This is a genomic window from Caldifarcimen microaerophilum (assembly GCF_055387105.1).
The window spans coordinates 738,431-764,073 of record NZ_AP038914.1 but is presented as its reverse complement, the minus strand read 5'-3'; the positions used below and the strand labels follow the sequence as shown (position 1 = coordinate 764,073).

The 25,643-nt window shown below is 61.8% G+C and carries 24 protein-coding genes; 19 read left to right on the top strand and 5 right to left on the bottom strand.

Going from position 1 to position 25,643, the window contains the following annotated elements:
* Positions 1–22: 22 nt before the first annotated feature.
* Positions 23–244 (bottom strand): translation initiation factor IF-1, encoded by a 222-nt coding sequence (gene infA / locus AC6HU3_RS03590; protein ID WP_497474731.1) that lies wholly within the window; start codon positions 242–244, stop codon positions 23–25.
* Between the two features lie 113 nt (positions 245–357).
* On the opposite strand from infA, the gene rpmA reads away from it, so the two are divergent.
* From rpmA to AC6HU3_RS03575, 3 genes are read left to right on the top strand one after another with little or no spacing between them, the layout of a single operon-like run.
* Positions 358–636 carry a 50S ribosomal protein L27 gene (gene rpmA, locus AC6HU3_RS03585; RefSeq protein WP_497474729.1) on the top strand — a complete coding sequence of 93 codons (279 nt, stop codon included), beginning with the start codon at positions 358–360 and terminating at the stop codon, positions 634–636.
* Positions 633–1,406: a M23 family metallopeptidase gene (locus AC6HU3_RS03580; RefSeq protein ID WP_497474728.1), complete on the top strand. Its 774-nt coding sequence runs from the start codon at positions 633–635 to the stop codon at positions 1,404–1,406. The genes rpmA and AC6HU3_RS03580 overlap by 4 nt, the downstream gene beginning before the upstream one ends.
* Positions 1,403–2,908: an amidohydrolase gene (locus tag AC6HU3_RS03575; RefSeq protein ID WP_497474726.1), complete on the top strand. Its 1,506-nt coding sequence runs from the start codon at positions 1,403–1,405 to the stop codon at positions 2,906–2,908. The genes AC6HU3_RS03580 and AC6HU3_RS03575 overlap by 4 nt, the downstream gene beginning before the upstream one ends.
* Here AC6HU3_RS03575 and AC6HU3_RS03570 read toward each other — a convergent pair.
* The 3 genes from AC6HU3_RS03570 to AC6HU3_RS03560 are packed head-to-tail and all read right to left on the bottom strand — an operon-like array spanning position 2,854 to position 4,923.
* Positions 2,854–3,771 (bottom strand): GNAT family N-acetyltransferase, encoded by a 918-nt coding sequence (locus tag AC6HU3_RS03570; protein WP_497474725.1) that lies wholly within the window; start codon positions 3,769–3,771, stop codon positions 2,854–2,856. The two genes, AC6HU3_RS03575 and AC6HU3_RS03570, sit on opposite strands and share 55 nt — an antisense overlap.
* Positions 3,768–4,583 carry a hypothetical protein gene (locus AC6HU3_RS03565; RefSeq protein WP_497474723.1) on the bottom strand — a complete coding sequence of 272 codons (816 nt, stop codon included), beginning with the start codon at positions 4,581–4,583 and terminating at the stop codon, positions 3,768–3,770. The genes AC6HU3_RS03570 and AC6HU3_RS03565 overlap by 4 nt, the downstream gene beginning before the upstream one ends.
* Positions 4,584–4,596: 13 nt before the next feature.
* Positions 4,597–4,923, bottom strand: a complete 327-nt coding sequence (locus AC6HU3_RS03560; protein ID WP_497474721.1) for a hypothetical protein — start codon at positions 4,921–4,923, stop codon at positions 4,597–4,599.
* Between the two features lie 104 nt (positions 4,924–5,027).
* On the opposite strand from AC6HU3_RS03560, the gene AC6HU3_RS03555 reads away from it, so the two are divergent.
* Genes AC6HU3_RS03555 through AC6HU3_RS03505 form a run of 11 tightly spaced genes read left to right on the top strand, consistent with a single transcriptional unit; the run spans position 5,028 to position 18,326 of the window.
* Positions 5,028–6,692, top strand: a complete 1,665-nt coding sequence (locus tag AC6HU3_RS03555; protein WP_497474719.1) for a hypothetical protein — start codon at positions 5,028–5,030, stop codon at positions 6,690–6,692.
* Entirely contained in the window at positions 6,686–7,864 is a 1,179-nt protein-coding gene (locus AC6HU3_RS03550) for a hypothetical protein (protein ID WP_497474718.1), read from the top strand. Before AC6HU3_RS03555 ends, AC6HU3_RS03550 begins: the two co-directional genes overlap by 7 nt.
* Positions 7,864–10,440, top strand: coding sequence for a tetratricopeptide repeat protein (locus tag AC6HU3_RS03545; RefSeq protein ID WP_497474716.1), 2,577 nt, complete (start codon positions 7,864–7,866; stop codon positions 10,438–10,440). The genes AC6HU3_RS03550 and AC6HU3_RS03545 overlap by 1 nt, the downstream gene beginning before the upstream one ends.
* Position 10,441: 1 nt before the next feature.
* Entirely contained in the window at positions 10,442–11,083 is a 642-nt protein-coding gene (locus AC6HU3_RS03540) for a MotA/TolQ/ExbB proton channel family protein (RefSeq protein WP_497474714.1), read from the top strand.
* 52 nt (positions 11,084–11,135) lie between these two features.
* The gene (locus AC6HU3_RS03535) at positions 11,136–11,621 is read left to right on the top strand and encodes a cytochrome c3 family protein (protein ID WP_497474712.1); all 486 of its coding nucleotides are present in this window, start codon (positions 11,136–11,138) and stop codon (positions 11,619–11,621) included.
* Between the two features lie 11 nt (positions 11,622–11,632).
* The gene (locus tag AC6HU3_RS03530) at positions 11,633–14,512 is read left to right on the top strand and encodes a molybdopterin dinucleotide binding domain-containing protein (RefSeq protein ID WP_497474710.1); all 2,880 of its coding nucleotides are present in this window, start codon (positions 11,633–11,635) and stop codon (positions 14,510–14,512) included.
* Positions 14,487–15,818, top strand: a complete 1,332-nt coding sequence (gene nrfD / locus AC6HU3_RS03525) for an NrfD/PsrC family molybdoenzyme membrane anchor subunit (RefSeq protein ID WP_497474709.1) — start codon at positions 14,487–14,489, stop codon at positions 15,816–15,818. The genes AC6HU3_RS03530 and nrfD overlap by 26 nt, the downstream gene beginning before the upstream one ends.
* Complete coding sequence (locus AC6HU3_RS03520; protein ID WP_497474707.1) at positions 15,815–16,330, top strand: DUF3341 domain-containing protein; 516 nt, start codon at positions 15,815–15,817, stop codon at positions 16,328–16,330. Before nrfD ends, AC6HU3_RS03520 begins: the two co-directional genes overlap by 4 nt.
* Entirely contained in the window at positions 16,327–16,869 is a 543-nt protein-coding gene (locus AC6HU3_RS03515) for a c-type cytochrome (protein ID WP_497474705.1), read from the top strand. The genes AC6HU3_RS03520 and AC6HU3_RS03515 overlap by 4 nt, the downstream gene beginning before the upstream one ends.
* On the top strand, positions 16,866–18,119 hold the full coding sequence (locus tag AC6HU3_RS03510) for a hypothetical protein (RefSeq protein WP_497474703.1): 1,254 nt from the start codon (positions 16,866–16,868) through the stop codon (positions 18,117–18,119). The genes AC6HU3_RS03515 and AC6HU3_RS03510 overlap by 4 nt, the downstream gene beginning before the upstream one ends.
* A gap of 9 nt (positions 18,120–18,128) precedes the next feature.
* Positions 18,129–18,326, top strand: a complete 198-nt coding sequence (locus tag AC6HU3_RS03505; RefSeq protein ID WP_497474701.1) for a YtxH domain-containing protein — start codon at positions 18,129–18,131, stop codon at positions 18,324–18,326.
* Between the two features lie 13 nt (positions 18,327–18,339).
* On the opposite strand, the gene AC6HU3_RS03500 is transcribed toward AC6HU3_RS03505, so the two are convergent.
* Positions 18,340–18,783: a hypothetical protein gene (locus AC6HU3_RS03500; RefSeq protein ID WP_497474700.1), complete on the bottom strand. Its 444-nt coding sequence runs from the start codon at positions 18,781–18,783 to the stop codon at positions 18,340–18,342.
* A 205-nt stretch (positions 18,784–18,988) separates the two neighbouring features.
* Here AC6HU3_RS03500 and glyS point away from each other — a divergent pair, with 205 nt between their 5' ends.
* From glyS to hemL, 5 genes are read left to right on the top strand one after another with little or no spacing between them, the layout of a single operon-like run.
* Complete coding sequence (gene glyS / locus AC6HU3_RS03495; protein ID WP_497474698.1) at positions 18,989–21,064, top strand: glycine--tRNA ligase subunit beta; 2,076 nt, start codon at positions 18,989–18,991, stop codon at positions 21,062–21,064.
* Positions 21,065–21,075: 11 nt separating this feature from the next.
* Positions 21,076–21,930, top strand: coding sequence for a 1,4-dihydroxy-2-naphthoyl-CoA synthase (gene menB, locus AC6HU3_RS03490; protein ID WP_497474696.1), 855 nt, complete (start codon positions 21,076–21,078; stop codon positions 21,928–21,930).
* Between the two features lie 10 nt (positions 21,931–21,940).
* A complete protein-coding gene (locus AC6HU3_RS03485; protein WP_497474694.1) occupies positions 21,941–23,188 on the top strand; it encodes a GDP-mannose 4,6-dehydratase in 1,248 nt (415 codons plus the stop codon).
* A complete protein-coding gene (locus AC6HU3_RS03480; protein WP_497474693.1) occupies positions 23,185–24,327 on the top strand; it encodes a glycosyltransferase family 4 protein in 1,143 nt (380 codons plus the stop codon). Before AC6HU3_RS03485 ends, AC6HU3_RS03480 begins: the two co-directional genes overlap by 4 nt.
* Positions 24,317–25,606 (top strand): glutamate-1-semialdehyde 2,1-aminomutase, encoded by a 1,290-nt coding sequence (gene hemL, locus AC6HU3_RS03475; RefSeq protein ID WP_497474691.1) that lies wholly within the window; start codon positions 24,317–24,319, stop codon positions 25,604–25,606. The genes AC6HU3_RS03480 and hemL overlap by 11 nt, the downstream gene beginning before the upstream one ends.
* Positions 25,607–25,643 lie beyond the last annotated feature (37 nt).

Sequence of the window (25,643 nt, the reverse complement as noted above, 5' to 3'; positions counted from 1 at the left end):
GCCCCCTCCCCCGCTCCGGGATTTATTTGTACCGGTAGACAATGCGTCCCCGGGACAGGTCGTAGGGGGTGAGTTCCACCAGAACCCGATCCCCGGGAACAATCCGGATGTAGTGCATGCGCATCTTGCCCGCAATGTGGGCGAGGACCACCATCCCGTTGTCCAGTTCCACCCGGAACATCGTGTTGGGAAGCACCTCTTTGACGGTGCCTTCCACCCGGATGACGTCTTTCTTCTTGGCCATGGAAACCTCCTTGCGGTGGATATTATACAAAGCTCCGCCCGTCCCTTCAAAAGGGAGACTTGAAGGTTTGGAGGGCAGGCCCTATCCTATGCGTCAAACGGAGGTGATGCACCATGGCTCATAAGAAAGGTCAGGGCGCCACAAGGAATGGCCGTGATTCCCTTTCCAAGCGACTGGGCGTGAAGCGGGGCGACGGCATGGTGGTGCGGGCAGGCAACATCCTTGTGCGCCAGCGCGGAACCCGGATCCATCCGGGATACAACGTGAAGCGGGGCGGGGATGACACCCTCTTCGCGCTGGTGGACGGGATTGTCCGGTTCGAGCGCCGGAAGGGCCGGACCTACGTTTCGGTGTATCCGCCCGACGAATACCGGACCTACTTCTCTTCATGAAGCCCCGCTGGGAAATTCTGATCCTCCCCCTTCACCGTGGGGGTGAAGGTCGGCGTTTTGTGGTTTCCCGGTGGCAGGTGCTGGTGGGGGGTCTGGTGCTGGGGAGCTTTCTGATCGCCGCCCTTGCGGGGTTTGCCCTGTTTGCCCGGATGACCTATCTCCAGGCACGTCTTCTCGCCGTCACCCGGGAAAGGGACGCCCTTCTTGCCCGGATGGAAACGATCACGGACCTGGAGGAAGAGGTGGCCCGTCTCCGGGAATTCCGGAATCGGGTGGGCCGGCTCTTGGTGCCGGAGCATCTCCAGACTCAGGCCTCTGGACCTTCCAGCACGGTGGTCCTGGATGCGAAGGTGCCGGTGACACCCCCTCCGCCGTCCGATCCCTTTCTCCCGACGGGACTTCCCACCCGGGGGTATCTGAGCCGGGGATTTTCCAAAGATCATCCCGGTCTTGACCTTTCGGCTCCCTATGGCACGCCTGTGGTGACCACAGCGGATGGGCGGATTCAGGCCGTTCGGGAGGATGCGGTGTATGGCAAAGTGGTGGAGATTGTCCATGGGAAGCGATGGAAAACCCGGTATGCCCACCTCCAGTCCGTGGTGGTGAGCCCGGGAGACACAGTTCGCCGGGGGCAGGTCATCGGGTTTGTGGGGTCCACCGGCGTGAGCACCGGTCCCCACCTCCACTATGAGGTGCATCAGGACAAAACCCCTCTGGATCCCCTGCTGTTTCTGGGCCCCGATCTGGAACTTCTGAAGCCAGCTTCATGATCTTACGCTATGACGGGGTTTCTCTCCTGGATGCCCGGGGCTTCCGGGATCGTCAGACCCTGATCGCGGCCGGGGGACGCTGGGTCTATGCAGGTCCGGGGAAGGAATCTCCCGACGTTCGAGGACGCACGCCGGCACTCCCGTCGGGTGCCGTTCTCCTGCCCCCTTTTGCGGACACCCACATGCATCTCGTGGGGTGGGGGCTTGAAAACCTCCTCCCCCTTCTGGAAGGTGAAACCCTGGAGGATGTGTTTGAGAAGATCCGGGAGGGCATCCGGAAATATCCAGAGTGGGATGTCTATGTGTTCTGGGGAGTGGATGAGACCACGTTGAAAGAAGGGCGTCTTCCCACCCGAGAGGAGTTGGACCGGCTCCTCCCCGATCGTCCCCTTGTGGTCCGGCGGGTGTGTGGCCATGTGGCCGTGTTGAACACGCCCGCGCTGGATCGGCTTCCCCGAAAGGATGCCTTCGTGGATCCGGACTCCGGACGGGTCACGGAACACTGGGCCCTCCGCATCCGGGACCTTTTCCCGCCCACCCGTGCCCAGCGGGATGAGGCCTTCCTCCTGGCCCAGGAACACGCTCTCCGTCAGGGCATCCTGCTGGTCCACGACTTTGGAGATGTGGAGGCGCTCAACACCCTGATGCGGGCGTGGCGGGACGGGGCGCTGGTGCTGCACGTGCGGTTTTATCTCTATGACGAAGATCGGGGGGTTCTGCAAAAGCTCCATCTCCCGGGAGGCTTCGGGGACGACCGCCTGAGGGTTGCGGGGATCAAACTCTTTCTGGACGGATCGGTGGGGGGGCGGACCGCCGCGTTTGAGGAGCCCTATGCGGATGATCCCGGGACCAGCGGGGTCCTGCTCTATTCTGACCGGCAGCTCCTGTCCCGCCTTCGGTGGGCGGCCGAGCGGGATCTTGAAGTGGCCATGCACGCCATCGGAGACCGGGCGATCCACCAGGCCATCCGGGTGCTTTCTCGCCTGGCCCGGGACGGGATGAATCTTCGGAAGGTCCGTCTGGAACACGTGGAGTTCCCCTCGGAGGAAGCCCTGGACGCCCTGGGTGAGCTGGGCGTGCGCCTTTCGGTGCAACCCAACTTCAAACGCCGCTGGGGTCAGCCGGGGGGGATGTACGAACTTCGACTGGGCCGGAAGCGTGCAGAGCGAAACAACCCCCTCTCCCGGCTGTCCGCCCGTCAGCTCCCCCACGCCTACGGTTCGGACGGTATGCCCTTTGACGTGGCGTATCTCGTGCGAGCGGCGAAAGAAGAAGTCCCTTTCCAGGAAGTCCTTCTGCGTCTCACGGGTGCGGCCTATGCCTTCACGGGTGAAGAGGATGACTGGGGATTTTGCCCCGGTGCCCGGGCCCATGCCCAGGTGGTGGTCCCCCGGCCGGGGACCGAACTGCCTCTGCCCCCGGAGGGATGGATTCTGGACGGGGAATTCTATCCTTCCACCTCAATTTCCCCTGAGCCCGCAAGCTTTTTCAAACTCCGGTAAGTCCGTCGCAAAACGCCATACACCGGATGTTCCCACACCCAGAGAGGATAACGGTAGGGTCGTCCCCCCAGACTCTCTTTGAAGAAACGAAGGCGTTCGTTTCCCGGAGGGGTGACCCCCATGGAGAACAGGCGGACCCCCGCTGCATGGGCCATGCGGATGGCCTCATAGAACAGACGGGGACTTGCCCGCAGGGGATACCCTTCCGGATCGGTCCCCTGGAGATAGGCAAACCACTCGTCCCGGGATGTGAGGATCCACAGCCCCGAGAGCATCCGCTCCCCCTGGACGGCCTTGAGGGCCACCAGGTGGTCCTGGCCATGGTTCCACAGGGCGCGGAGAAACGTTTTGGGGGGCGGATTCACGCCGTGGCGCTTCCTGTGGGTGTGTTCCACCAGCGCGAAAAAGCGAGGGAGGTCCTCGTCCGTGAGGGGAAGAACCTCCACCCCCTTTCGACGGGACTGTCGCACCTGTTCCCGGAGACTTTTCCGCATCTGCCGTTCCGCCTCTGCCCACGTTCCGTCCAGCAGGATGACCGTCTCCACCAGATCGATCCGTCGAAAGGTCGTACCGTGGGCTCGCTGAAACCGATCCACCACCTCAATGCGCCCGATCCGCCCCGAAAAGCCCCCTTTCCATGCGTCGAGATCCAGGGGCTCCGCATCCGGGGGGATGCCGGGATGGCCGTGGGGAAGGGCCTGGAGGTGGGCAAAGCCGGGGCGTTTCCGGAGAATGACGTGGACGGAGGAAACCCTCTGGAGGGGTCCGAAGGTTTCCTGGAGGGCCTCAAGGAAACCCGGAGAAAAAAAGGGGGAGGCAAAGCCTCCCCCGAAGAGTTCGTCCGCTAAAAGGGGACGGCTCACTGGATCTTCTTGAATCCCGGAATGGGCGAGACCTTGAAGGTGGTGAGGGTCACGCTCTGGGATGCGGCGTCGGGTGTGCTGGTGGCAAAATAGCCGTAGTGCCAGTTTCCGCCCACGTTGACCTTGAACACGAACTCGGCAGCGCCGGAGAACACCTGGGTCTCCTGGCTGTTTCCGGGGTCGGCGATGCCGTTAAAGCTCTGAACCCGTGCCACATAGGCGGTTTTCCACTGGCCGGAGGGGGGATTGTTGCAGGCAGGCCAGCCGCCATCCTGGGTGATCAGCGAAGCGCTCTTGAAATACACCAGGCCCACATCCACTCCAGCCGCGTCATCCGTGAAATAGAGGTCCATCATGGACGGCGCACTGGCATCGCACACACTGATGGTCTGGGCGTTGAAACTGTTATCCACATAGATCCCGCTGGGTCCGCCGGTGGAGTTGAGTTCGTACACCTGGAGGTTGGAAGTCTCCACGGGAACGGTGGAAACCGTGGCTTTGTCGCTCTCGTTCCCGTTGGCCCAGGCGCTCACGCCATAGGTTCCGAGATCCGCACTGGACACCGTGTAGGTGGTCTGGGTGCCGGGGACCGAGGCGATCTTGGTGTTGTTAAAATAGATGAAGAAGCTTTCCGGATCCACCGGACCGGCACCCACACTCCAGGTCAGAATGAGGTCCGTCCCGGAGTTGGACGTGGCGGTCAAATTTTCCGGCATCCCGGGCACATCCCCATTCGTGGTGTCACCGTCAGGGCAGGCCCAGAAGGACAGGGCCACCACGGCAACGGGAAGAAGACGTTGGGTCCATTTCATGTCCCACCTCCTGTTATTTGGCAAGGGACTTCACCGCCTTTTCCACCCGGTCCAGTTTGGCGGAGAGGCTGCTCACCTGCTGTTCAAGGGTGGACACCTTCTTTTCCAGTTTGGCGATCCTGTCCTCAAGGGGTTTGGTGTCCACGGCCACGGCTTTCCCCCCCTCGCCTTCCACCACCTGGAGCCCTTCCACTTTGGAGGAGAGGTCCTGCACCTGTTTCTGGATTTCGGCGATCTGGTTCTGGAGAGGGGTGAGGTCCACCTGCTGACCGCAGGCTCCCTGGGCTCCGAGAAGCCCGATCCCGAACATCATCGCCGCCACCATGATCATTCGCCGCATGGGCTACCTCCTGTTTTGCGGTGTGTTGGCTCAATTATGGTGTAAGGAAGCGGAACCTTCAAGGATTGAAAGTTTGGCACGGATTGCGTATACTCACCTCCATCATGTGGGGGCTTCTCCTGTTCGCAGCCGACACACTGATCATTCAGGTCCCGTCTGCGTTTCAGGCGGTGGACCGTGTGCCCGTCCGGATTGAGGCCCGGTTCACGGCTGGTGGGCTGGACACCTCCCTTTCGGGCGTGGTGAGCCTCCAGCTTCTGGAGGCGGGGGTGCCCATGGGGACGCAATACTACACTCCTCTTTCTCTGGCCATGCAGCAGGGGGTGGCGCAGGGAAGTCTTCAGGTCTACCGTGCCGGGACGTACACGCTGACGGCCACGGCTCCCGGAGGCCTTACGGACACCTCATCTTCCTTCACCGTCTCTCCCGGCCCCTATGCGGACGTGGTCCTCCTTCTTCCGGGGCAGAGCCTGGATGGAGGATATCCGGGATGGCGACGGGTGGGCCTCCCGGCGCCGGACCGGTATCCCGTGGACCAGCCCATCCCCTACGTGGTTGAACTTGTGGACACCTTCGGGAATCCGGTCCCCGGGGCCTCGGACTCCTTCATAATCGTTCCGGTGAACGGTCAGGGTACTGGCGGACTGGCCGATGTGCAGGGAGGGCCGGTTCTGTCCACGGGTGACACCCTGCGGATTCGCCCCCGTGTGGCCGACTCGTCCTTTTTCGTGATCCTTCAGGGAGGTCCGGGCGAGGACACCGCTGCCTCTGTGGTGGCCTTTCCCTCTGCGGCCCGGGGCGTGGTTCTTCTCGCACCGGGCGAGACGCTGTTTCCCGGGGACACAACCGGCCGGGGCAAGACGGGAACGCCCGCAAGCCAGAGTGTGAACGTGCCCTTCAACGTGGATCTCGTGCTGGTGGATTCCCTTTTTAACCCTGTGGCCTCCACGACGCCTTTTGGATCCCATACCTTTGCTCTGGAATTTTCGCCTGTGCCAGCTGTGGGGGCCAGCACACCCCCTCAGGCCAGTTTTGGCACAGGAAACACCCTGACCTTTCAGGTTTCCTTCAACCGGGTGGGGACCTGGGGTGTGGAAGGGGTGGATGTGGACAGCCCTTCCGTCCGGTCGGGTGTCACTCTGATCCCCGTGACCCTTCTGGCAGAGACCCTGTGGGTCTTCCCCCAGACGGACACGGTGAGTCCGGGCGGGTGGGAAACCCTGCAGGTCCACGTGGAGGCGGCGGGCGGTGTCCCGGTTCCGGCCGCGCAGGTTCAGGCAAGCCTCTCCGGACCGGGAACGCTCCTGGGAACGGTGGCCACCACGGACTCATCGGGGGTGGCCCGGTTCTATTATCAGGCCCCCCTCACCCTGGGGCTTCAGCAGGCCCGTGTTGTGGTGTCTCACGGTGCCCTCCAGGATACCGCGGAACTCTGGACCCTCACGGTGACGGACAGCGTGCTCCTCATGTATCCCAACCCCCTCACCAGCCCACCCGGAAAAGCCAACATTATGATCTTTGTGCCTGCGGTGCAGGACATCGCCTATGCCGAACTCGTGCTGTATGACCTTACCGGTGCACCGGCCTGGCGGAAAACCCTTTCCTCCGGTGAGCTTTCTCCGGGTGTCCGTCAGGTGGTGGTGTGGGATGGAACCAACGGGAAGGGCCGTCGTGTGGCCCAGGGACCCTATATGCTCACCTACCGGGTGGTGGGCTCCGGTGGACGGGTGATTCTTTTTGCCAAACGAATGGTGGCCGTGGTATGGTGATCTGGATGCTGGTGGCTGTGGCCGGAGGTTCCTGGTCCTATATGGACACGGAAAGCGGTCTTGCCTCCACCTATGCGGTGGGGCATGCCCTGGAAGCCTGGTTCCACGGTGCTGAGGGCTTTTTCTACAATCCGGCCGTGCTGTATGACCTGGAAGGCCTGGAGACCGCGGCGGGCTATGGCCGGCATTTCGGACTGGTCCAGGATTTTGCGGGGTTCATGGCCGTGCCTTTCCGACAGGGAGGGTATGGTCTCCATCTTCTGGCTTATCAGACGGACGAGATCCAGCGCTTCAACGATGTGCAGCAGCCTCAGGGAACGTTTCGCTTCCTTCTCGCCAAGGCCCTGGTGGGCTTCGCCTGGCGGTTTTCCTGGCGGTGGGGCATGGGAGCTTCCATGAAGGTGGTGTATGCCCAGGCCCACCCCTACACCGGTGCCGGAGTGGGACTCAATGTGGGGACTGTGTTCCGGCTTCATGAGATGCTGGCCCTGGGGCTCGCGGTGGACAACCTCGTGCCCCCGGCCGTCCGGATGAACACCGAACAGGTCACCTTCCCCGTGACCCTCCGGGGAGGCCTGCTTCTGGAACCCTATCCCTGGCTTTCCTGGATGGCTTCGGTGGTGTGGCCGGCGGGATACGATGCCAGCTGGGGCATCGGCGCCCGGTTCCAGCCTCTGTCCTTCTTTGCCCTGGCCGGGGGTGTGGACAACCGGAACGTTTCGGCAGGACTGAATCTCTCCTACACCATGGACCCCTGGGTGCTGGACATCCAGTATGCCTACAGTTACCCCTACGGCCGGCGGGATGTGTTCGACCCCTCCCAGCGGGTGGCCCTGAAAATGCGTCAGATCCGTTTTGGTGTGCGGGCCCAGGCCACACCGGATGTGGTGGAGGAGCCCGGGCGGGAACTGGTCAGGATCCGTCTCCTCATTTCCACCCGGACGCCCGTGCGCCGGTGGCGCATGACCCTCCGGCGGTCCACCGGGGAACTCGTGCGAGTGTTTGAAGGCACAGGTGATCCTCCCCTGCAGGTGGAGTGGGATGGACGGGATGCCTCGGGGCGGGTGGTGCCGGAAGGAATGTACGGGTATGAACTCATGGTGGAGGAAATCACGGGACAGGTGCACCGGGCCCGTGGCAGACTTGTGCGGATTCTTTCTCTGGAAGGGTGATGGGACTTCTCGGACTGGTGCTGGTGGTTTCCCTTTCTCCTTCAGTGGCGGATCAGTTTTTCCGCGCAGAGGCGGCCTTTGCCCGGGGTGAGGTGGCCCGGGCCGAATCCCTGTATCAGGATCTTGTGGGGACATTCCGGGGCACCCCCTTTGAGCCCGAACTCCGGTTTCGTCTCCTTGAGGTCCAGTTCCACCGGGGCGATTTCCGGAGGGTGAGGAAAGAAGCGGAAAGGCTTGCGAAGGACGTTCGGGGCTCCTATCTGGAACCTCCCGTGCTGGTCGTCCTGGGTCTCACCTATCTCTTTGATCGGGACACCTTCCGTCTCCGGGACGTGGCGGAACGTCTCAAAAACTATCCCCTCTTTGAAGAATACTGGGGGTACCCTCTGGTTCAGGGCATCTATCATTACCTGGCCGGAGATCTCGAAGCGGCCAAAGCGGATTTCTCCTCAGTGCCCACGCCCCTCGGACAGCTCCTGGCCGCCCGGGTGATGACCGAGCTGCTGGAACCCCGGGAAGCCCTGGAGGTGTATCAGAAACTCAAGGCGGACCTCCCGGGCGATCTCAAAGCCCTGGCCGATTACGGCATGATCGAAACCCTGTTGCTGTATGGGGATCCCTCGGGTGCCGTCCTCAAGGCCCGGCGGTTTCTTGCCGATTACCCGGATCACCCCTTCGTCCCGCGGGTCCGGTTTCTCCTGGGGGTGGGGGCGTTCCTCAACGACGACCATGAAGAGGCGTACACCACCCTGAAAAACCTTGCCCAGGACGGCACGTTTTCCTATGCCCCTTACGCAGCCTATTTCGCCGGTGTGGCCCGGTTTCATCTGGAGCGGACGGACACCGTTCAGGTGTATGCCCTGCTTCAGCAGGCCCGCGCCTTCAAGGAAGACGCCCTCCTCAACGCCATGGCCACGGTCCAGATGGTGAACGCTGCCTGGGCCAACGGCGACACCGGCCGGGTGATGGACCTGCTGGAGCAGCTCCCCTCCATGTTTGCCCTCCTCGGTGAGGGGGAAACCGGGAACTACCTGGCTGCGGCGGTGGCCAAGGAACTGCAGGCGTGGGATGAGGCCATCCGGTTTGCCGACGACCTGGTGAAAAACGGACGGCCCAATCATCCCCTGGTCGGTCCCGGTGCCGCCCTCCTCCTAGAAGCCCTGGTGGCTTCCCGGCCCGGGGAGGTGGCCACGGCGGCCGGACGAATGTACCAGCGTCTTCTGGGGGAAGGCAATCCCCTGTGGAGCGCCTATTACACCTTCGCCCTTGCGGAAGCCCTGTATAATGTGGGGAGTGTGGCGGTGGCCGAAACCCTCTACCGCAAGGTGGTGGATGCCGAACCCCCCGATCCCCGCCTCATGGGGTATGCCCGGAGCGGTCTGGCCTGGTGCTATCTCCGTCAGAACCGGGATGGCGTGGCCAAAGAGACCTTTCAGGAGGTGGTCCGGGTGGCGGAGGACACCGCCCTTCTGGTCCAGAGCTACCTGGGTCTCGGGGTGGCGCAGTTCAACACGGGGGCGTATGATTCCGCCTACGCTTCCTTCACCGCCGTGGAGCAGCTGGCGCCGAAAGACGAACAGGTCACGCCCCAGGCCATGTTTTACAAGGGGCTGTCCGCCTTTGCCCTCAAATATTACGGCGATGCGGTGAACGTCTGGGAGAAACTGGTCAAAACCTTTCCCTCCTCCCCCCGGGCGGCGGAAGCCGCCTTTCGTGCCGGGGACCTCTATGCCCGGGCGGGGAAATACGAGCAGGCCCAGTCCCTTCTCCAGTGGCTGATCGAAAGCCATCCCGATCACCCCCGCACCCCCGAAGCCCTCTTCCGTCTGGGGCAGATCCACTATAACCAGGGGGATTACCAGGCTGCCATCGCCACCTATGAAAAGTTTCTCCAGCTCTACCCTTACCATCCCATGAAAGACAACGTCCAGCAGGCGATGGAACAGGCCTATTATGCCCTTTCATCGCAGGATTCCACGCGGGTCCGGGAGTTCGGGAAGAAGTTTGCCTCGTCCGATCTTGCGGCCCAGGCGCTTTTTGATCGGGCGGCAGCCCTCTATCAGCAGGGGGACAAAGAGGAGGCAGCCCGGGTGTTTGAACAGGTGGCCATCGACTTTCCGAAAAGCCCCCTGGCGGAAAAAGCCCTGATGAACGCAGCCCAGATCTACATGGCCCTTTCCATGTGGAAGGAGGCCGCGTCCGCGTATGAGAAATACCTCACCTTTTTCAGCGAGCGGCGGGAGCAGGCCCTCTTCGGGTATGGTACGGTCCTCATCCAGATGGGGGAATACCCCAGAGCCGTTTCCGTGCTGGAAACCCTGCGAGAGGAATTTCCGGATTCGGACGTGATGCCGGATGCCATGAAAAATCTTGCGGTGGCCTATCTCAAAGCGGGGCGCACCCGGGACGGGGTGGAAACCCTCATGCTGGCTGCCGATCTTTATCTCAAGAAAGGGGACACCGGTCAGGCCCAGCAGCTTCTTCAATATGCGGCCAGTGTGGCCCCGGACCAGGATCTCCGGAACCGTGTGCTTCGTTTGATGGAACAGTACGGGATGACCTCACAGGGAGGGTAGCATGATTCTCGGTCGGAGCGTCGTGGACATCTTTCTTTCCTCCTGGGTGATGATGGCCCTTCTTCTCACGTCCGTGGTGTTTGTGGCCCTCACCCTGGAGCGGTTTGTGTTTTTCTTCACCCACCGGGTGAACTTTGATCGCCTTCACAGCGCTCTGCGGGCCGGGCTTCAGACCGGGAAGCCCCAGCAGGCCCTGGCGCCTTTTCTCACGGGAGATGCTCCCCTCGTCCGGGTGGTCCAGGCTGGACTGCAGAACCTCCACCTGGATGCCGGGAGTCTTCAGGAGATCATGGAGATCGCCCTGATCCAGGAGCGTCCTCGCCTGATGCGTTCCCTCCCGATGCTTTCCACCATCGTGGCCATCTCTCCCCTTCTGGGGCTCCTGGGAACGGTGATCGGGCTCATCAACGCCTTCTACAGCATCGTGGTTACGGGAAGCGGCGGTCCGGAGGTGGTGGCCGGTGGAATCGCCGAAGCCCTGCTCACCACGGCCTTCGGCCTCATCATCGCCATCCCCGCCCTGATTGTCCGGAACTATTTCTTCAACAAGGCCAATGAGACGGTGATTCAGGCGGAAGTATTGATCAAGGAGATCGTGGCCTGGCGGGAACGCCAGCCAGCACGGAGGGGTTCGGTCGGATGATCCCTGAACAAGGAGCGGAGTCTTGAAAGGGGTACTTGTGGGAACAGGAGGCTTGATCGCTGTTCTCTTGCTGGCCGGAGCCATGTGGGGGATTGGAGGCCGCACCCGGCCCTATGCCCCCCAGCAACCCATCGCCTACAGCCACGCGACCCATGCGGGAAAGCTCGGGATCGACTGTCAGTTCTGCCACGCCTATGCGGACAAATCCCCCCATGCCGGTGTTCCTCCGGTGATGCGCTGTGTGGGATGCCACCGGTTTCCCCTGGCGGATACCGCCAAACAGAAAGAGGTGGACAAACTCCTTGCCTACTGGAACGAGCAGCGGCCCATTGAATGGATCAAGGTGCACGACCTGCCCGATCACGTGTATTTTTCTCACAAACGTCATGTCAAAGCCGGGATTGAGTGCCAGACCTGTCACGGTCCGGTGGAGACCATGGTGGTGGTGGAAAAACAGGCCCCCCTCACCATGGGCTGGTGTGTGAGCTGCCACCGTGAAAACAACGCACCCCTTGAGTGCTGGACCTGTCACAAGTGAGGAGGGTCGAGATGAAGCTGAGTCGGCGTGAGTTTTTGAAACTGACGGGAGCCACGGCGGCCGGTCTTGCGGCGTGCAAACCCGGTCAGGACAACGTGGAGAAACTGATCTCCCAGCTTGTGCCCCCCGAAAACATCATCCCAGGGGAGCCGGTCTGGTACGCCTCTGCCTGTACGGAATGCCCGGCAGGGTGCGGCCTTCTCCTGAAGGCCCGGGAAGGGCGTCTCATCAAGGTGGAGGGGAACCCCGATCATCCCATCTCGGGGGGACGGCACTGCATGCGGGGGGAGAGTGCGCTGCAGGGGCTCTATAACCCCGACCGGGTGAAGAAACCCCTCCTGAGGAAAAACGGGAACCTTGTGGAAATTGAATGGGAGGAGGCCCTCCAGGTCCTCCGGGACCGTCTTCCTCAAGACCTCCGCGCTCTGGGGGTGCTGGCCGGTCCGGTGACGGGAGCCCTCGGAGAACTCCTGGATCTTCTCCGGGAGCATGGGGCCTGGGTGGTGATGGAGGAGGCCTTTGCCCCCACCGCTCTCCGGCGGGCTTCCCGCAGGCTATTGGGCTATGATGAAACGCCCCGCTTTGACTTCGAGGTCCCCGATCTCGTGGTCTCCTTCGGGGCGGATTTTCTGGACACCTGGCTTTCGCCGGTGGAGATCACCCGGGTGTATGCCCGTCGTCGGGTGGAGAATCCCCGACTTCGCCACGTCCAGGTGGAAAGCCGGACGTCCCTCACGGGACTCAAGGCAGATCGGCGGTTCGCCGTCCGGCCCGGAACGGAACACATGGTGGCCGGGCTTCTGCTCCAGAAGGTCGTCGAGAAGAAAGGAATCACCGGTCCCATCGCCACCTTTGCCGCCCAGTACCACGAGGAAGACCTCCGGGCTGCAGGCATGGATCCTCAGGCGTTTGAGAAACTCGCCGACGATCTCCTCCACGCCCGGAAACCCCTGGTCCTGGGAGGAGATCTGGCTCCCCGGGCGGGAGACGAGGCCCTCTGGTATGCGGCCCTGGCCCTGACGGTGCTTCTGGGCGGCGAGGAGGCCCTGCGCTTTGAGGGTCCGCAGGCCTGGGACCGGGTGACCGACCCCGAGGAGTGGGAAGCTTTTTATGCCTCTCTGGGGGAGAGGATCCGGGGCCTTCTGGTGGTGGACCGGAACCCGGCCTATGTCCGGAAAGACTTCGGAGAACTCCGGAAGAAACTGGACTTCCTTGCTGTGCTCTCGCCCTTCCTGGACGAGACGGCCGAAGAGGCGGATCTGGTTCTCCCCTCCCGCCATCCCTTTGAGGACTGGGGAGACCTGGAGCCCCGTCCCGGTGTATTCACGCTCATTCAGCCGGGGATGCAACCCGTGCCCCATTTTGACGCCCGGAGCACGGGCGATCTCCTGCTGGAGGTGGGGCGCCGCTATGGCCTTTCCCTTCCCGGTTCCTTCCAGGAAGCCCTCACGGCGCGCTGGCGGCGCATTCATGCCCGATATGGCCAGGGTGATTTTGAGTCCTTCTGGGTGGAGGTACGCAAACGGGGCGGGCTTTTCGTGGACGTCCCGGCGAAACCCCTCCGCCTGCGGAATCACGAGCCTCCCGAACGTCCCACGCTGGCGGAAAGGGCGTGGACGCTGGTGGCCTATCCTTCCCTTCGCTTCTGGGACGGAAAGCTCGCAAACCGTCCCTGGCTTCAGGAGGTACCCCACCCGGTGATCAAGGTCTCCTGGCGGAATGTCGCCGAGGTCCATCCGGAGGATGCCGGGGAACTCGGCGTGAAGGAAGGCCAGGTCATCCGGGTCAAAACATCCGAAGGAGAAGCGGAGGTGCCCGTTCGCTTCAACCCCCGTCTCCCCCGGAAGGTTCTGGCGGTGGAAAGCGGTCAGGGTCACCGGTCCTTTGGACGGTATGCCCGGGGACGGGGTGTAAACACCTTTGCCCTGGTCAACGGTTCCCACACCCTGCCGGTCTCGGTGGAACCTACCGGAAGACGGGTGATCCTGGCCCACACGGATGGGGCCACCACCACGGGTGGACGGGATGTGGTGGGGGTGATGACCCTGGAAGAGTGGCACAAAAATCGGGGGAAAGAACTTCCCTCTTTTGAAGAGGAGTTCCGGGAGAAGCATCCGAGGAGTGCCGCCTTCTGGGAATCGTACGGCCACGACGCCTACACGGAGCGCTACAAAGAGAGTCCCTATCACTGGGGCCTGGTGGTGGACACCGAAAAGTGCACCGGATGCTCGGCCTGCGTGGTGGCGTGTATGTCGGAGAACAACATCCCCTGGGTGGGTGAACAGCCCATGGCCCAGGGCCGGGAGATGTTCTGGATCCGGGTGGAGCGGTATTTCGCCGAATCGTCCCACCGGGTTCACTTCGTTCCCATGATGTGCCAGCAGTGCGAAAACGCCCCCTGTGAATCCGTCTGCCCGGTGATCGCCACCTATCACGACCCGGATGGTCTCAACGAGCAGGTGTACAACCGGTGTGTGGGGACCCGGTATTGCGCCAACAACTGTCCCTACAAGGTCCGGCGGTTCAACTGGTTCACCTTTGAGTGGCCAGAACCCCTGAACTGGCAGCTCAACCCGGACATTTCCGTGCGGGAACGGGGCGTGATGGAGAAGTGCACCTTCTGCTATCAGCGGATCCGGTATGCCAAGGACCACGCCAAAGACGAAGGGCGTCTGGTGAAGGACGGTGACGTGTTCCCGGCCTGCGTGCAGGCATGCCCCGCAGAAGCCCTCGTGTTCGGAAACTTCCGGGACCCCGAAAGCCAGATCGTGTCCATGTCCCGGGATCCTCGCCGGTTCCGGATTCTGGAAGAAACCAACACCCAGCCTTCGGTGGTGTATCTGAAAGAGCTCTGGGAGGAGGGCCATGACGTACAGAAAGATCACGGATGACGCCCTGCGGTTTCTCTTTGAGCCTCCGGGGCCCCGGTATCTTCTGGTCCAGGGGATCAACCTGGCCCTGATCGCCCTGGCCGGGCTTGCGCTGGCCTATCAGATCCGCACCGGCATGGGGGTGACGGGCCTGAACAATCCGGTGGGATGGGGGGTGTATATCGCCACCTTCGTGTTCTGGGTGGGGATCGCCCACTCCGGAACCCTGATCTCCGCCATTCTTTATCTTTTCCGGAGCAAGTGGCGGGCGGCGGTGTACCGCCTGGCCGAGGCCATGACCGTGTTCGCCGTGCTCACGGCAGGGCTCTTCCCCCTCATCCACCTGGGGCGGATCTGGAAGTTCTACTGGCTTTTCCCCTTTGACTTCGGCCGGAAGCTCTGGATCAACTTCAAATCCCCCCTGGTCTGGGACGTGTTCGCGGTGACCACCTATCTCACCGTGTCGGCCATTTTCTTCTATGTGGGTTCCATTCCGGACTTTGCTGCGGCGCGGGACCGTGCAACCGGCTGGAAGAAAACCCTCTACAAACTGCTCTCTCTCAACTTCCAGGGCTCCCATTTGGAGTGGAAGAACTACCGGAAGGCCTATCTCTATTTCGCCGCTTTCGCCACGCCCCTCGTCCTTTCCGTGCACTCGGTGGTGAGCTGGGACTTTGCCATGTCCATCGTGCCGGGATGGCATGCCACCATTTTCGCCCCCTATTTCGTGGCGGGTGCCATTTTCTCTGGCGTGGCCATGGTGATCACCCTTTCGGTGATCCTGCGCTGGGTGTTCCCCTATCTCCGGGACCACATCACGCTGAACCACCTGGAAAACCTGGCCAAACTCATGCTTCTCACGGGGATGATCGTCTCCTATGCCTACATCACCGAGTTCTTCATTGCCTGGTACAGTGGAAACCCCTACGAGTGGGAGCAGTTCGTGTTTCGGGCCACCGGACACTACGCCTGGGCCTTCTGGCTCATGGTGTTCTGCAACGTGGTGACGCCCCTTTTCGTGTTCTCCAAGAAAATCCGGCGGAACGAACTTGCCCTGTTTGTGATCTCCCTGCTTGTGAACGTGGGGATGTATTTTGAGCGCTACAACATCGTGGCCCAGTCCCTCTCCCACGAATTCATCCCCTTCGCCTGGGGCTATTACGCGCCCAGTCTGGTGGAACTTGCGATCCTTGCAGGAAGCTTTGGCTGGTTCTTCTTCTGGTGGCTCTCCGGCATGAAGCTGATCCCCTATCTCCCCATCGCCGAGCTCAAAGAGATCACGCCGCCTCCCCGCCGGGAGAGGGCAAAAGAGGAGGCTGTGGCATGAAGAACCTTCTGGGGGTGTTCGCCTTTCTGGACGATGCGGAAAAGGCGATGGATGCCCTCCGGGAGCGGGGCTTTCACCCGGTTTTCTTCGGGCCCACCACCTTTCCCGGTCTGGAAGATCGGTGGATGCCCCGGGATTCCCGGGTGAAGTGGTTCACCCTCACGGGGGCGCTTCTGGGCATCCTCACCGCCGTGGTGCTCACCACCTGGGTTTCCGTATCCTGGCCCATGATCTTCAGCGGAAAGCCGGTGGTGTCCATCCCTCCGTACGTGGTCATCTATTTCGAGCTCATGGTGCTCTTTGGGGCGATCTTCAACCTGGTGGGACTCCTCTGGACGGCCCGGATTCCCCGGCGGGACGCGACGTCGTATGCGCCCTATGACCCCCGCGTTTCCGACGATCACTTCGGCGTGCTGGTGGAAGGCGTTTCGGGGGAGAAGGAGCAGACGGTTCGGGAAATCTTCCGGTCTTTTCAGGCGGTGGACATTCACAGCTGGGAGGTGGAGGGATGACCATCCTGCTCGTTCTCGGATTTTTGAACCTGACCCCTAAGGGTCCGGAAGTGGAGATCGCACCGGCGCCGAAGACGGCGCGTTTGCCCTGGTGGTGGGATAACATGGTGGATCAGGCTTCCGTGAAGCCCTATGAGGTCCTTCATCCCGCCCCTCCGGAGGGAGCCATCCCCCGGAACGTGGTGTGGGAGCCCAAGCGGAGTCATGAGGAGGCCGGAAAAATCCTGAGGAATCCGTTGCCTGCGACGCCAGAGGTGGTGGATCGGGGCCGAACCCTCTGGATGCGGGCGTGCCGGCCCTGTCATGGCGATTTCCGGACAGCCGGACCCGTTCCCCAGCGCATCCCTGCCCTCACACCTCCGGACCTTCGGGGAGGGATCTACACGGACCCCAGCCTTCGTCCCGACGGTTACCTTTATGAGGTGATCCGTCAGGGTGGAAAAGCCCTGATGCCGCCGTACTATTACACCCTCACCCCGGAAGAACGCTGGTCGGTGATCCGGTATCTCCGGTTTGTTCAGCAGGGAGGAAATCCATGACCCTGGATCGCAAAGAACTGGCCTTTCTCCACGTGAAGGAGGGAAGTGTGAACCGGATGCTCTGGGTGGCGTATGTCCTGATGGCGATCGGGATCCTCAGTCTTCCGGTCGCCTTTATGCTGAACCATGAGCGTCTCTGGTTTATTCTGGCGACCAACGGGTTTCTCTGGCTGGGGCTTGCCCACGGGGGCGTGCTGTTTGCCACGGCCATTCGGGTGGTGTATGCCCGCTGGGGCCGTCACGTCATCCGTCCCGCGGAAGCCCTGGGTGCCCTGATCCCCGTGGCCTATTTCCTCTGGCTCCTCCTGTTCCTGAAACTGGGAGACTTCTATTACTGGGTGGGTGGACACGTTCATCATCACCACCCGGAGGTGTGGGTTAACCTGCCCTTTTTCACGGTGCGCAACCTGGTGATCGTGACCCTGATTTCCGGTCTCGCCCTCTATCTCCTGTATCTTTCCCTCAAGGCGGATGCGGGGGTGTTGCCGGAGATGCGGAAGGGATGGCTTGCCCGGTTCGGCGATCTCACGGAGGAAGAGCTTGCAGGCATCCGGAAGCGGCTTGTGAACGTGGGAGTGGTGTATGCCCTGGTGTTTGCCTGGGGATGGAGCACCGTGGGGTTTGACATGGTGATGGGCATGGACCCCATTTTCTATTCCAACATGTTCGGGGGCTATTTCTTCTGGAGCCTGTTCCTGGCGGGTGTGGTGGCCACCCTTCTGGTGGTGCTTCTTCTCCGAAAGGGCGCCCTTCGGGAGGTGTTCCACGAGGCCACCCTCCACGACCTCGGCAAGGCGGTGTTTGCCTTTTCCACCTTCTGGGCCTATCTGTTCTGGTCACAGCTTCTCGTGATCTGGTACGGTCGTCTGCCGGAAGAGACGGAATACCTGTTCACCCGGTTTGTGGAGCCCTGGAAGCCCTATCTCTGGAGCGCCTTCACGACTGCCTGGTTTCTTCCCTTCATTGTGCTTATTCCGAAAAAGACGAAGGTGACCCCCTGGATTGTGGGGCCGGTGGCCCTGGTGGTCCTTCTGGGAATCTATCTCGCACGGGTGCTGGAGATTGTCCCCACCGTCTGGACGACGGTTCACGGCAATCCCGGGGCCCCTGTGGGCATCTGGGAGATCGGAGGATTCCTGGGCTTTGCAGGGCTCTTCCTTTTCCTCTATGCCCTGTTTCTCCGGAACATTCCGGTGGTTCCGGTTTCCGATCCCCATCTGGAGGACTCCCTTCATCCGGAGCATCACTGAGGAGGCGATATGAAACGGTTTCTGGCCTTTCTCACCGGTGCGGTGTTCGGGGCGGCCCTGGCGAGCCTCTTCACCCCCTATTCGGGAGAGGAGGTGCGGGAGAAAATCCGCCGACGGGAGACACCGGAGGACCGTCTGGAACGTCTGCGCCGGGAGATCGAGGAGCTTGAGGCGGAGTTTGCCCGGGAGGATGCCGGGGGGGACTGAGGGTTCTCTCCGGCTATTTTTCCGGTGGAGGGAGGCGTTTGCGCAGAGCCTGGGGTGAGAGGACTTCGCCGGTGTAGTGGGTGGCGGGGTGGGGGACAATGTCGGTCCCCTGTTCCACAACAAGGATCTCCCCATCCCCTTTCCCACGCACCCATACACCCATCCCGGGTTCGAGGTTCTGGGGGATAGGTCCCTTCAGGACAAAGGCCCATACGGTGTCATGGCCATCCAGAATCCAGAGGAGGTAGGTCCCCCGGAGGCCCAGGATGTCCGATCCCTGCATGGTGTCCATCAGAATGGGACCGGCTTCGTGGAGGAAACCTCCAAGCCACACGGTTTTTCCCTGATGCTGTTCATATCCCCCTGCGAACCATTCGGTGGGTGTAAGGTGGGGAGGAGATGGTGAGCAGGCCTCCATCACCAGAGCAAGCCCGACGAGTCCGATGAGAGATTTCATCCTTTCCACCTCCTGTTTGACGCAGTCAGCATAGGGGATGAGGGAGGAACCATCCATGGTGATCCTCCATTCTGGAAATCGACATTGGAGATCCCTTTTGCTCAACGAAAAGGGAACCTGTCTGAAGGACCCAGTTCTGGTTCAACCGTACGGGCAGGGGGCTGTATCATAAGGCCGTTTCCGATCACGAAGGGAGTGTGAATCCGTGAGTGCATACCGGTCCTTTCTTCTGGAGGTGGGCACGGAGGAACTGCCCGTCTGGGCTGTGGAACAGGCACTGCACCAGCTCGACCGGGCCTTCCGAACCTTTTTCCAATCCTCCCGGTTGCCCTTTCGTTCGCTGCGGGTGCTCGGAACCCCCCGGCGTCTTGCGGTGCTTGCGGATGTGGCTCCGGAACAGGAGGCATGGGAGGAGAAAGTCCAGGGGCCACCCCTTCACGTGGCCCGGAAGGGTGATGCCTGGACCCCCGCAGCCGAAGGATTTGCCCGAAAACTCGGTGTCCCCCTGGATGCCCTGCAGGTGGAGGAGCGGGAGAAAGGGGTGTATGTGGTGGCGGTGGTGCGCCGGGGTGGAAAAACCGCCCGGGAACTCCTGGAAGACGGTATCCCTCACCTTCTTGCTTCACTGGAATTCCCCAAAACCATGCGCTGGAACGGAGAGGGGGTGCGATTCCCTCGCCCCATCCGGTGGCTGGTGGCCCTTCTCGACGACGAGGTCCTCAACCTTTCTTTCGCCGGTCTTTCTGCGGGGCGCGAAAGCCGTGGTCACCGCTTCGTTCGTCCGCACCTCGAAATCCCCCACGCCCGGGACTATGAACACCTTCTGGAAGAGGCCGGCGTGGTGGTGGACCCCGAAAGGCGCAAAGACCGGCTTGCCCGCCGGATGGATGAACTCGCCCGGATGCGGGCCGTGGAACGGATTGAGGACCAGGAACTCCTTCTGGAGAATACCCATCTTCTGGAATATCCGGAATCGGTGATGGGGGAATTCGACCCGGTGTTTCTTGATCTTCCCGACGTGGTGATCCTCACCGCCCTCAAGCAGCACCAGCGGTATTTCGGGGCGCGCACGGCGGAGGGCAACCTGGCGCCCGTGTTTTTGGCCCCCATGAACATGCCTGCGGACCGCGCCGATGAGGTCCGAAAGGGGGTGGAACGGGTGGTTCGGGCCCGGCTGGAAGACGCCCGGTTCTATTTTGAGGAAGATCTGAAAATCCCGATGAAAGACCGGATTCCCATGCTGAAAGGGGTGTTCTGGGTGGAACGTCTGGGCACCCTGTATGACAAAACCGAGCGACTGGTCAACCTTTCTCTGTGGATCGCCGAACGGGTGGGGGCGGATCGGGACGTGGTGGAGGAGGGTGCCTGGCTTGCCAAGGTGGACCAGACCACCCTCATGATCCGGGATGGGAAGGAGTTCACCAAACTGGAAGGTCGCATCGGCATGGAATACGCCCTTCGCCAGGGCTATCCTGAACCGGTGGCCCGGGTGATTTTCGAACATCACCTCCCGAAAGGGGAGGAATTCCCGGCATCTCTGGAAGGCGCGGTGGTGGGGCTGGCGGACCGGGTGGACACCCTGGTGGGCTTTTTTGCCATGGGAGAGCGGGTCAAGGGATCGCGGGATCCCTTCGGGTTGCGGCGGGATGCGAGCGCAGCCTTTGATCTCATCCTCCGGTTTTCCATGGATCTGAATCTCAAGGAGCTTCTTGCCGAATCTGCCCGGCTCTATCCGGAAGGTCTTGATGCCGTCCGCGCCCTTCCGGATCTTGAGGCCTTTCTCATGGACCGGTTTGAGCACCACCTGGAGGATCGGGAAGGGATCCGGTATGATATTGTGGATGCGGTGATGGCCCTGGGGAACTGGAACCTGGTGGATGTCCACGACCGTGCCTGCGCCCTGCAGGATCTCCTGGAACGGGACGAAGACCGGTTCACCGGTGTGGTGGTGGGTCTCAAGCGGGTGAACAATATCCTGAAGGGTGTGGACGTGTCAGGAGATCCGGATCCGTCACGCTTTGAAGAAGAGGCCGAGCAGGCCCTGTGGGACGCCCTGCCCGGTGTGGACAGGGTGCTGGAAGAGGCCCTGCGGGAACGGGATTATCCCCGGGCGCTGGAGGCCCTGTTTTCCCTTCGTTCCCTCATTGACCGCTTTTTTGACACGGTGTTTGTCATGGTGGACGATGAGGGCATCCGGTTGAACCGCCTCCGCCTCTTGCGGGCGGTCCGGGATCGGTTTGAACGCTACGCCGACCTTTCACGGATTGTGGTTCAGGGGTAAAGGAGGAAGCCATGCTGGAAAAACCGCTGGTGGAATGGATTCCGGTGGAGGGCTTTGACTTTCAGGATATCCTGTATCACAAGGCGAAAGAGGGCATTGCCAAGATCACCATCAACCGGCCGGAGGTCCGGAACGCCTTCCGTCCCCGCACGGTGTTTGAGATGTATCAGGCTCTTGTGGATGCCCGGAAAGACACGAACATCGGCGTGATCCTCCTCACCGGTGCCGGTCCCGCAAAAGACGGCAAATGGGCCTTCTGTGCGGGTGGAGATCAGAAAGTCCGGGGGGAAGCGGGATACCGGGACGAGACGGGGCAGGAGTGGCTGAACGTGCTGGACCTCTATCGCCTCATTCGGGCCACTCCCAAACCGGTGATCGCCCTGGTGGCGGGCTATGCCATCGGGGGAGGACACGTGCTTCATGTGGTGTGTGACCTCACCATCGCGGCGGACAACGCCGTTTTTGGCCAGATCGGTCCGAAGGTGGGAAGTTTTGATGCGGGATTGGGTTCGGCCTATCTTGCCCGGATTGTGGGCCAGAAAAAAGCCCGGGAGATCTGGTATCTCTGCCGCCAGTATTCTGCCCAGGAAGCCCTGGAGATGGGGCTTGTGAACAAGGTGGTTCCCCTGGCGCAGCTGGAGAACGAGGGCATCCGCTGGGCGCTGGAGATTCTGGAAAAGAGCCCCGTTGCCATCCGGGCCATCAAATATGCCATGAATGCCGACGTGGACGGCCAGATCGGTCTCATGGACCTGGCCGGGACCGCCACCATGCTTTATTATATGACCGATGAGGCCCAGGAAGGGAAGCGGGCGTTCCTGGAGAAACGGAAGCCCAACTTCCGGAAATTCCCCTGGCGGCCCTAACAGGGAGGGAATGATGGGATTCTGGCAGGGAAAACGCGTGCTCATCACCGGCATCAGCGGTTTCGTGGGACCGTACCTTGCCCAGGCCCTGCTAGATCGGGGTGCCGAGGTCTTTGGCCTGTTTCGACCCCGGGCGGACGGGCGGGTCCCGGAGCGGGTCCGGGAGATGGGACTGGAGGGGGATGTCCATCTGGTGGTGGGGGACCTGAGGGATCTGGCCAGCCTTGCCTCGGCTCTGGACGAGTCCAGACCCGAGGTGATTTTTCACCTGGCGGCTCAGTCCTTCGTGGCCCGGAGTTTCCGGTATCCCACCGAAACCTTTGAACTCAACACCCTCGGCACCGCCCATCTCCTGGAGGCCGTGCGGTTCAAAAATCCGGAAATTCGGGTGGTGTTTGCGGGATCCAGCGAAGAATACGGTCTTGTGTTCTATGACGAGGCCCAGCTGGAGCGGGCCCGGAAAAAATACGGAACGGTGTTCCCGGAACCCGAGCATCTCCCCGAGCTCCCCATCCGGGAGGAAAACCCCCTCCGGCCCATGTCTCCCTATGCGGTGAGCAAGGTCCAGGGGGATTTCATGATGCGCAACTATTTCCACAGCTACGGCATCCCCACCATCGTTTCCCGGGCCTTTAACCACGAGGGGGCCGGACGGGGACCCATGTTTGTCACCTCCCAGATCGCCAACCAGGTGATGCGCCGGATTATGGGCGAACAGGACGAGATCCGGCTGGGGTATGTGGCGGCCTTCCGGGACTGGTCCCATGTGCTGGATGTGGTGGAGGGATATCTGGCCCAGGCCGAGCGTGGAGAACCCGGAGAGGTCTATAACCTGGGTTCCCGAAGGACCAACAGCGTGCTCACCTATCTGCTCTGGGCGCTTGCGGAGGTGGGCTGGACGGTGCACCGCCTGGAAACCCTGGAAGGGGGGATCCGGATCGAAAACCCCGGGGAGACAGAGGTCCTGGATCGGTTCGGTTTTTCCTTTGAGGCCAGCCGGGTGGATCGGATGATCCTGGACGGTGAGGTGGACTTTACGCTGGAACACCGGGGCCTTCGGCTGGAGACCGAAAAGGGCGAGGTGATTGTCCGGTTTGATCCGTCCCGTTTCCGTCCCGCCGAGGTGCCCATCCTCCTGGCGGACCCCCGGAAGGCGGAACGGGACCTGGGATGGAAGCCCCGGCGATCCCTCCGGGAGGTGATCCGGGACCAGATCAACTATTATCTGGATCCGCACCGTCGTTTCCCGCCCGAATGAAGATTGCCATTGTGAACTGGCAGGACCCCGCTCACCCCTACGCCGGGGGCGCGGAATACTACCTGTGGGAATATTTCTCCCGTCTGGCCCATCGCCACGACATTCACTGGTTCGGTGCCCGGGCCCGGGGGATGGCTCCGGTGGAGAAGGGACCCGACGGCATCACCTATCACCGGATGGGGCCCTGGCATCTCTCCAACGTGACGACCCCTCTCCTCTATCTCCGATGGCGCCGGCATCATCGCCCGGATGTGGTGGTGGACAGCATCACGAAGGTCCCCACCTTTCTTCCCCTGTGGGAGCGGAAAGTGCCCATCGTGACCTTTGTGCCCCATTTGTTTGGGGAAACCGCCTTTGAGGAGACCAATCCTCTCCTTGCTTCCTATGTGGTGCTGATGGAACGTCCCATCCCCCGGGTCTACCGGAGAACCCCTTTTATCGCCATTTCGGAAAGCACTCGTCAGGACCTGATCCGCAGAGGGGTCCCACCGGAAAACATTCACCTGTTTCTGCCCGGCGTGGATACCACCCGCTATGTGCCCGGAGAGAAATCCCCCACACCCCTGGTGGTCTATCTGGGGCGAATGAAGCGGTACAAACGGGTGGATCTGGCCCTTCAGGCCTTTCGCAGAGTGCTTCAAACAATCCCGGAAGCCCGGATGGTGGTGGTGGGCGGGGGGGACTATCTGGAGCCCCTTAAAAGAATCGCAGCCGATCTGGGCCTTTCGGAACGTGTGACCTTCACGGGTCTGGTGCCCCAGGGGCAAAAGATCCGCTATCTCCAGCAGGCATGGGTGCTGGTCAACACGTCGCCCAAAGAGGGCTGGGGCATGGTGAACACGGAAGCCCAGGCCTGCGGCACCCCTGTGGTGGCCTTTGACGCTCCAGGCATTCGGGACAGCGTGCGACACGGGGAAACCGGATTCCTTGTCCCCTATGGGGACGTGATGGCCCTGGGTGCGCGCATTGTGGACGTCCTTCAGAACCGTGAACTCAGAGAAACGCTGGGACAGAAGGCGAGGGACTTTGCAGAGAGTCTGTCCTGGGATCGCTTTGCCCGGGAGCTGGAAGCATTTCTCACGTCTTTTGTGAAGGGCGTGGATCCAATGCCGGCCCGGGAGGATTCCCATGGAGCGTAACGCCACGTTGTTCGAACGGGCCCGCCGTGTGATGCCCGGAGGTGTGTCCAGTCCGGTTCGCGCCTTCGGGGCGGTGGGAGGCACGCCGCGGTTTCTCGTTCGGGGGGAGGGGGCCTTCGTGTGGGATGTGGAGGGGAAACGGTATGTGGACTATGTCCTTTCCTGGGGACCCCTGATCCTGGGACACCGGCATCCGGAGGTCACCGTCCGGGTGGTGGAGCGTCTTTTGAAAGGGAGTTCCTTCGGGGCTCCCACGGAGGTGGAGATCCGCCTGGCCGAAATGATCATCCGGGCGTTTCCCTTCGTGGAGAAGGTGCGCTTTGTGAATTCGGGGACGGAAGCCACCATGAGCGCTGTCCGGCTTGCCCGGGCCTTCACGAATCGGGATGGGGTGGTGAAGTTCTCCGGGTGCTATCACGGACATGCCGACACCTTCCTGATTCAGGCTGGCTCCGGTGCGCTCACTTTTGGCGTGCCGTCCTCTCCCGGTGTGCCGGCGGACCTGGTGCGTCACACCTGCAGCCTTCCCTACAACGATCTGGATGCGGTGCGTACCCTGTTTGAAGAGCGGGGAGAGGAGATCGCGGCGGTGATCGTGGAGCCTGTGGCGGGGAACATGGGGGTGGTGCTCCCCGATCCTGGCTTTCTTGAGGGACTCCGGGAAATCACGAAATCCTATGGAGCTCTCCTCATTTTTGACGAGGTGATCACCGGATTCCGGATCCATTTTGGAGGGGCCTCCACCTATTTCGGTATCGAGCCCGATCTGGTGACGCTCGGGAAGGTGATCGGTGGGGGCTTTCCGGTGGGAGCCTATGGCGGGAAGGGCGAAATCATGGCCCTGGTGGCCCCCGACGGGCCGGTGTATCAGGCGGGGACCCTCTCGGGAAACCCCGTGGCCATGGAGGCGGGTCTGGCCACCCTGGAGATCCTGGAGCGGGACAACCCCTATGAACGGCTGTCCCGGCTTCGGGAGACCCTCACTGCAGGCATCCGGGACATTTTCCACCGGCACGGAATCCCCGCGAGTCTTCCAGGGATCGGGAGCTTTTTCGGCATCTTTTTCCGGGAATCCGCCCCCCGGAATCTGGATGAAGTGAAGACCTCTTCGGCAGAGACCTACAAACGGCTGTTCCACGCCCTTCTGGAAGAGGGGGTCTATTTCGCCCCCTCCCCCTTTGAGACGGCCTTTCTCTCCACCGCCCACACCGAGGAGGTGGTGGAAGACACCCTGGAGGCGTTTGACCGCGCGGTCAAACGTCTGGGAAGCCCGTTATGATCGGACAACGGTGGGGACTTGACAAGTCCATGGGTCT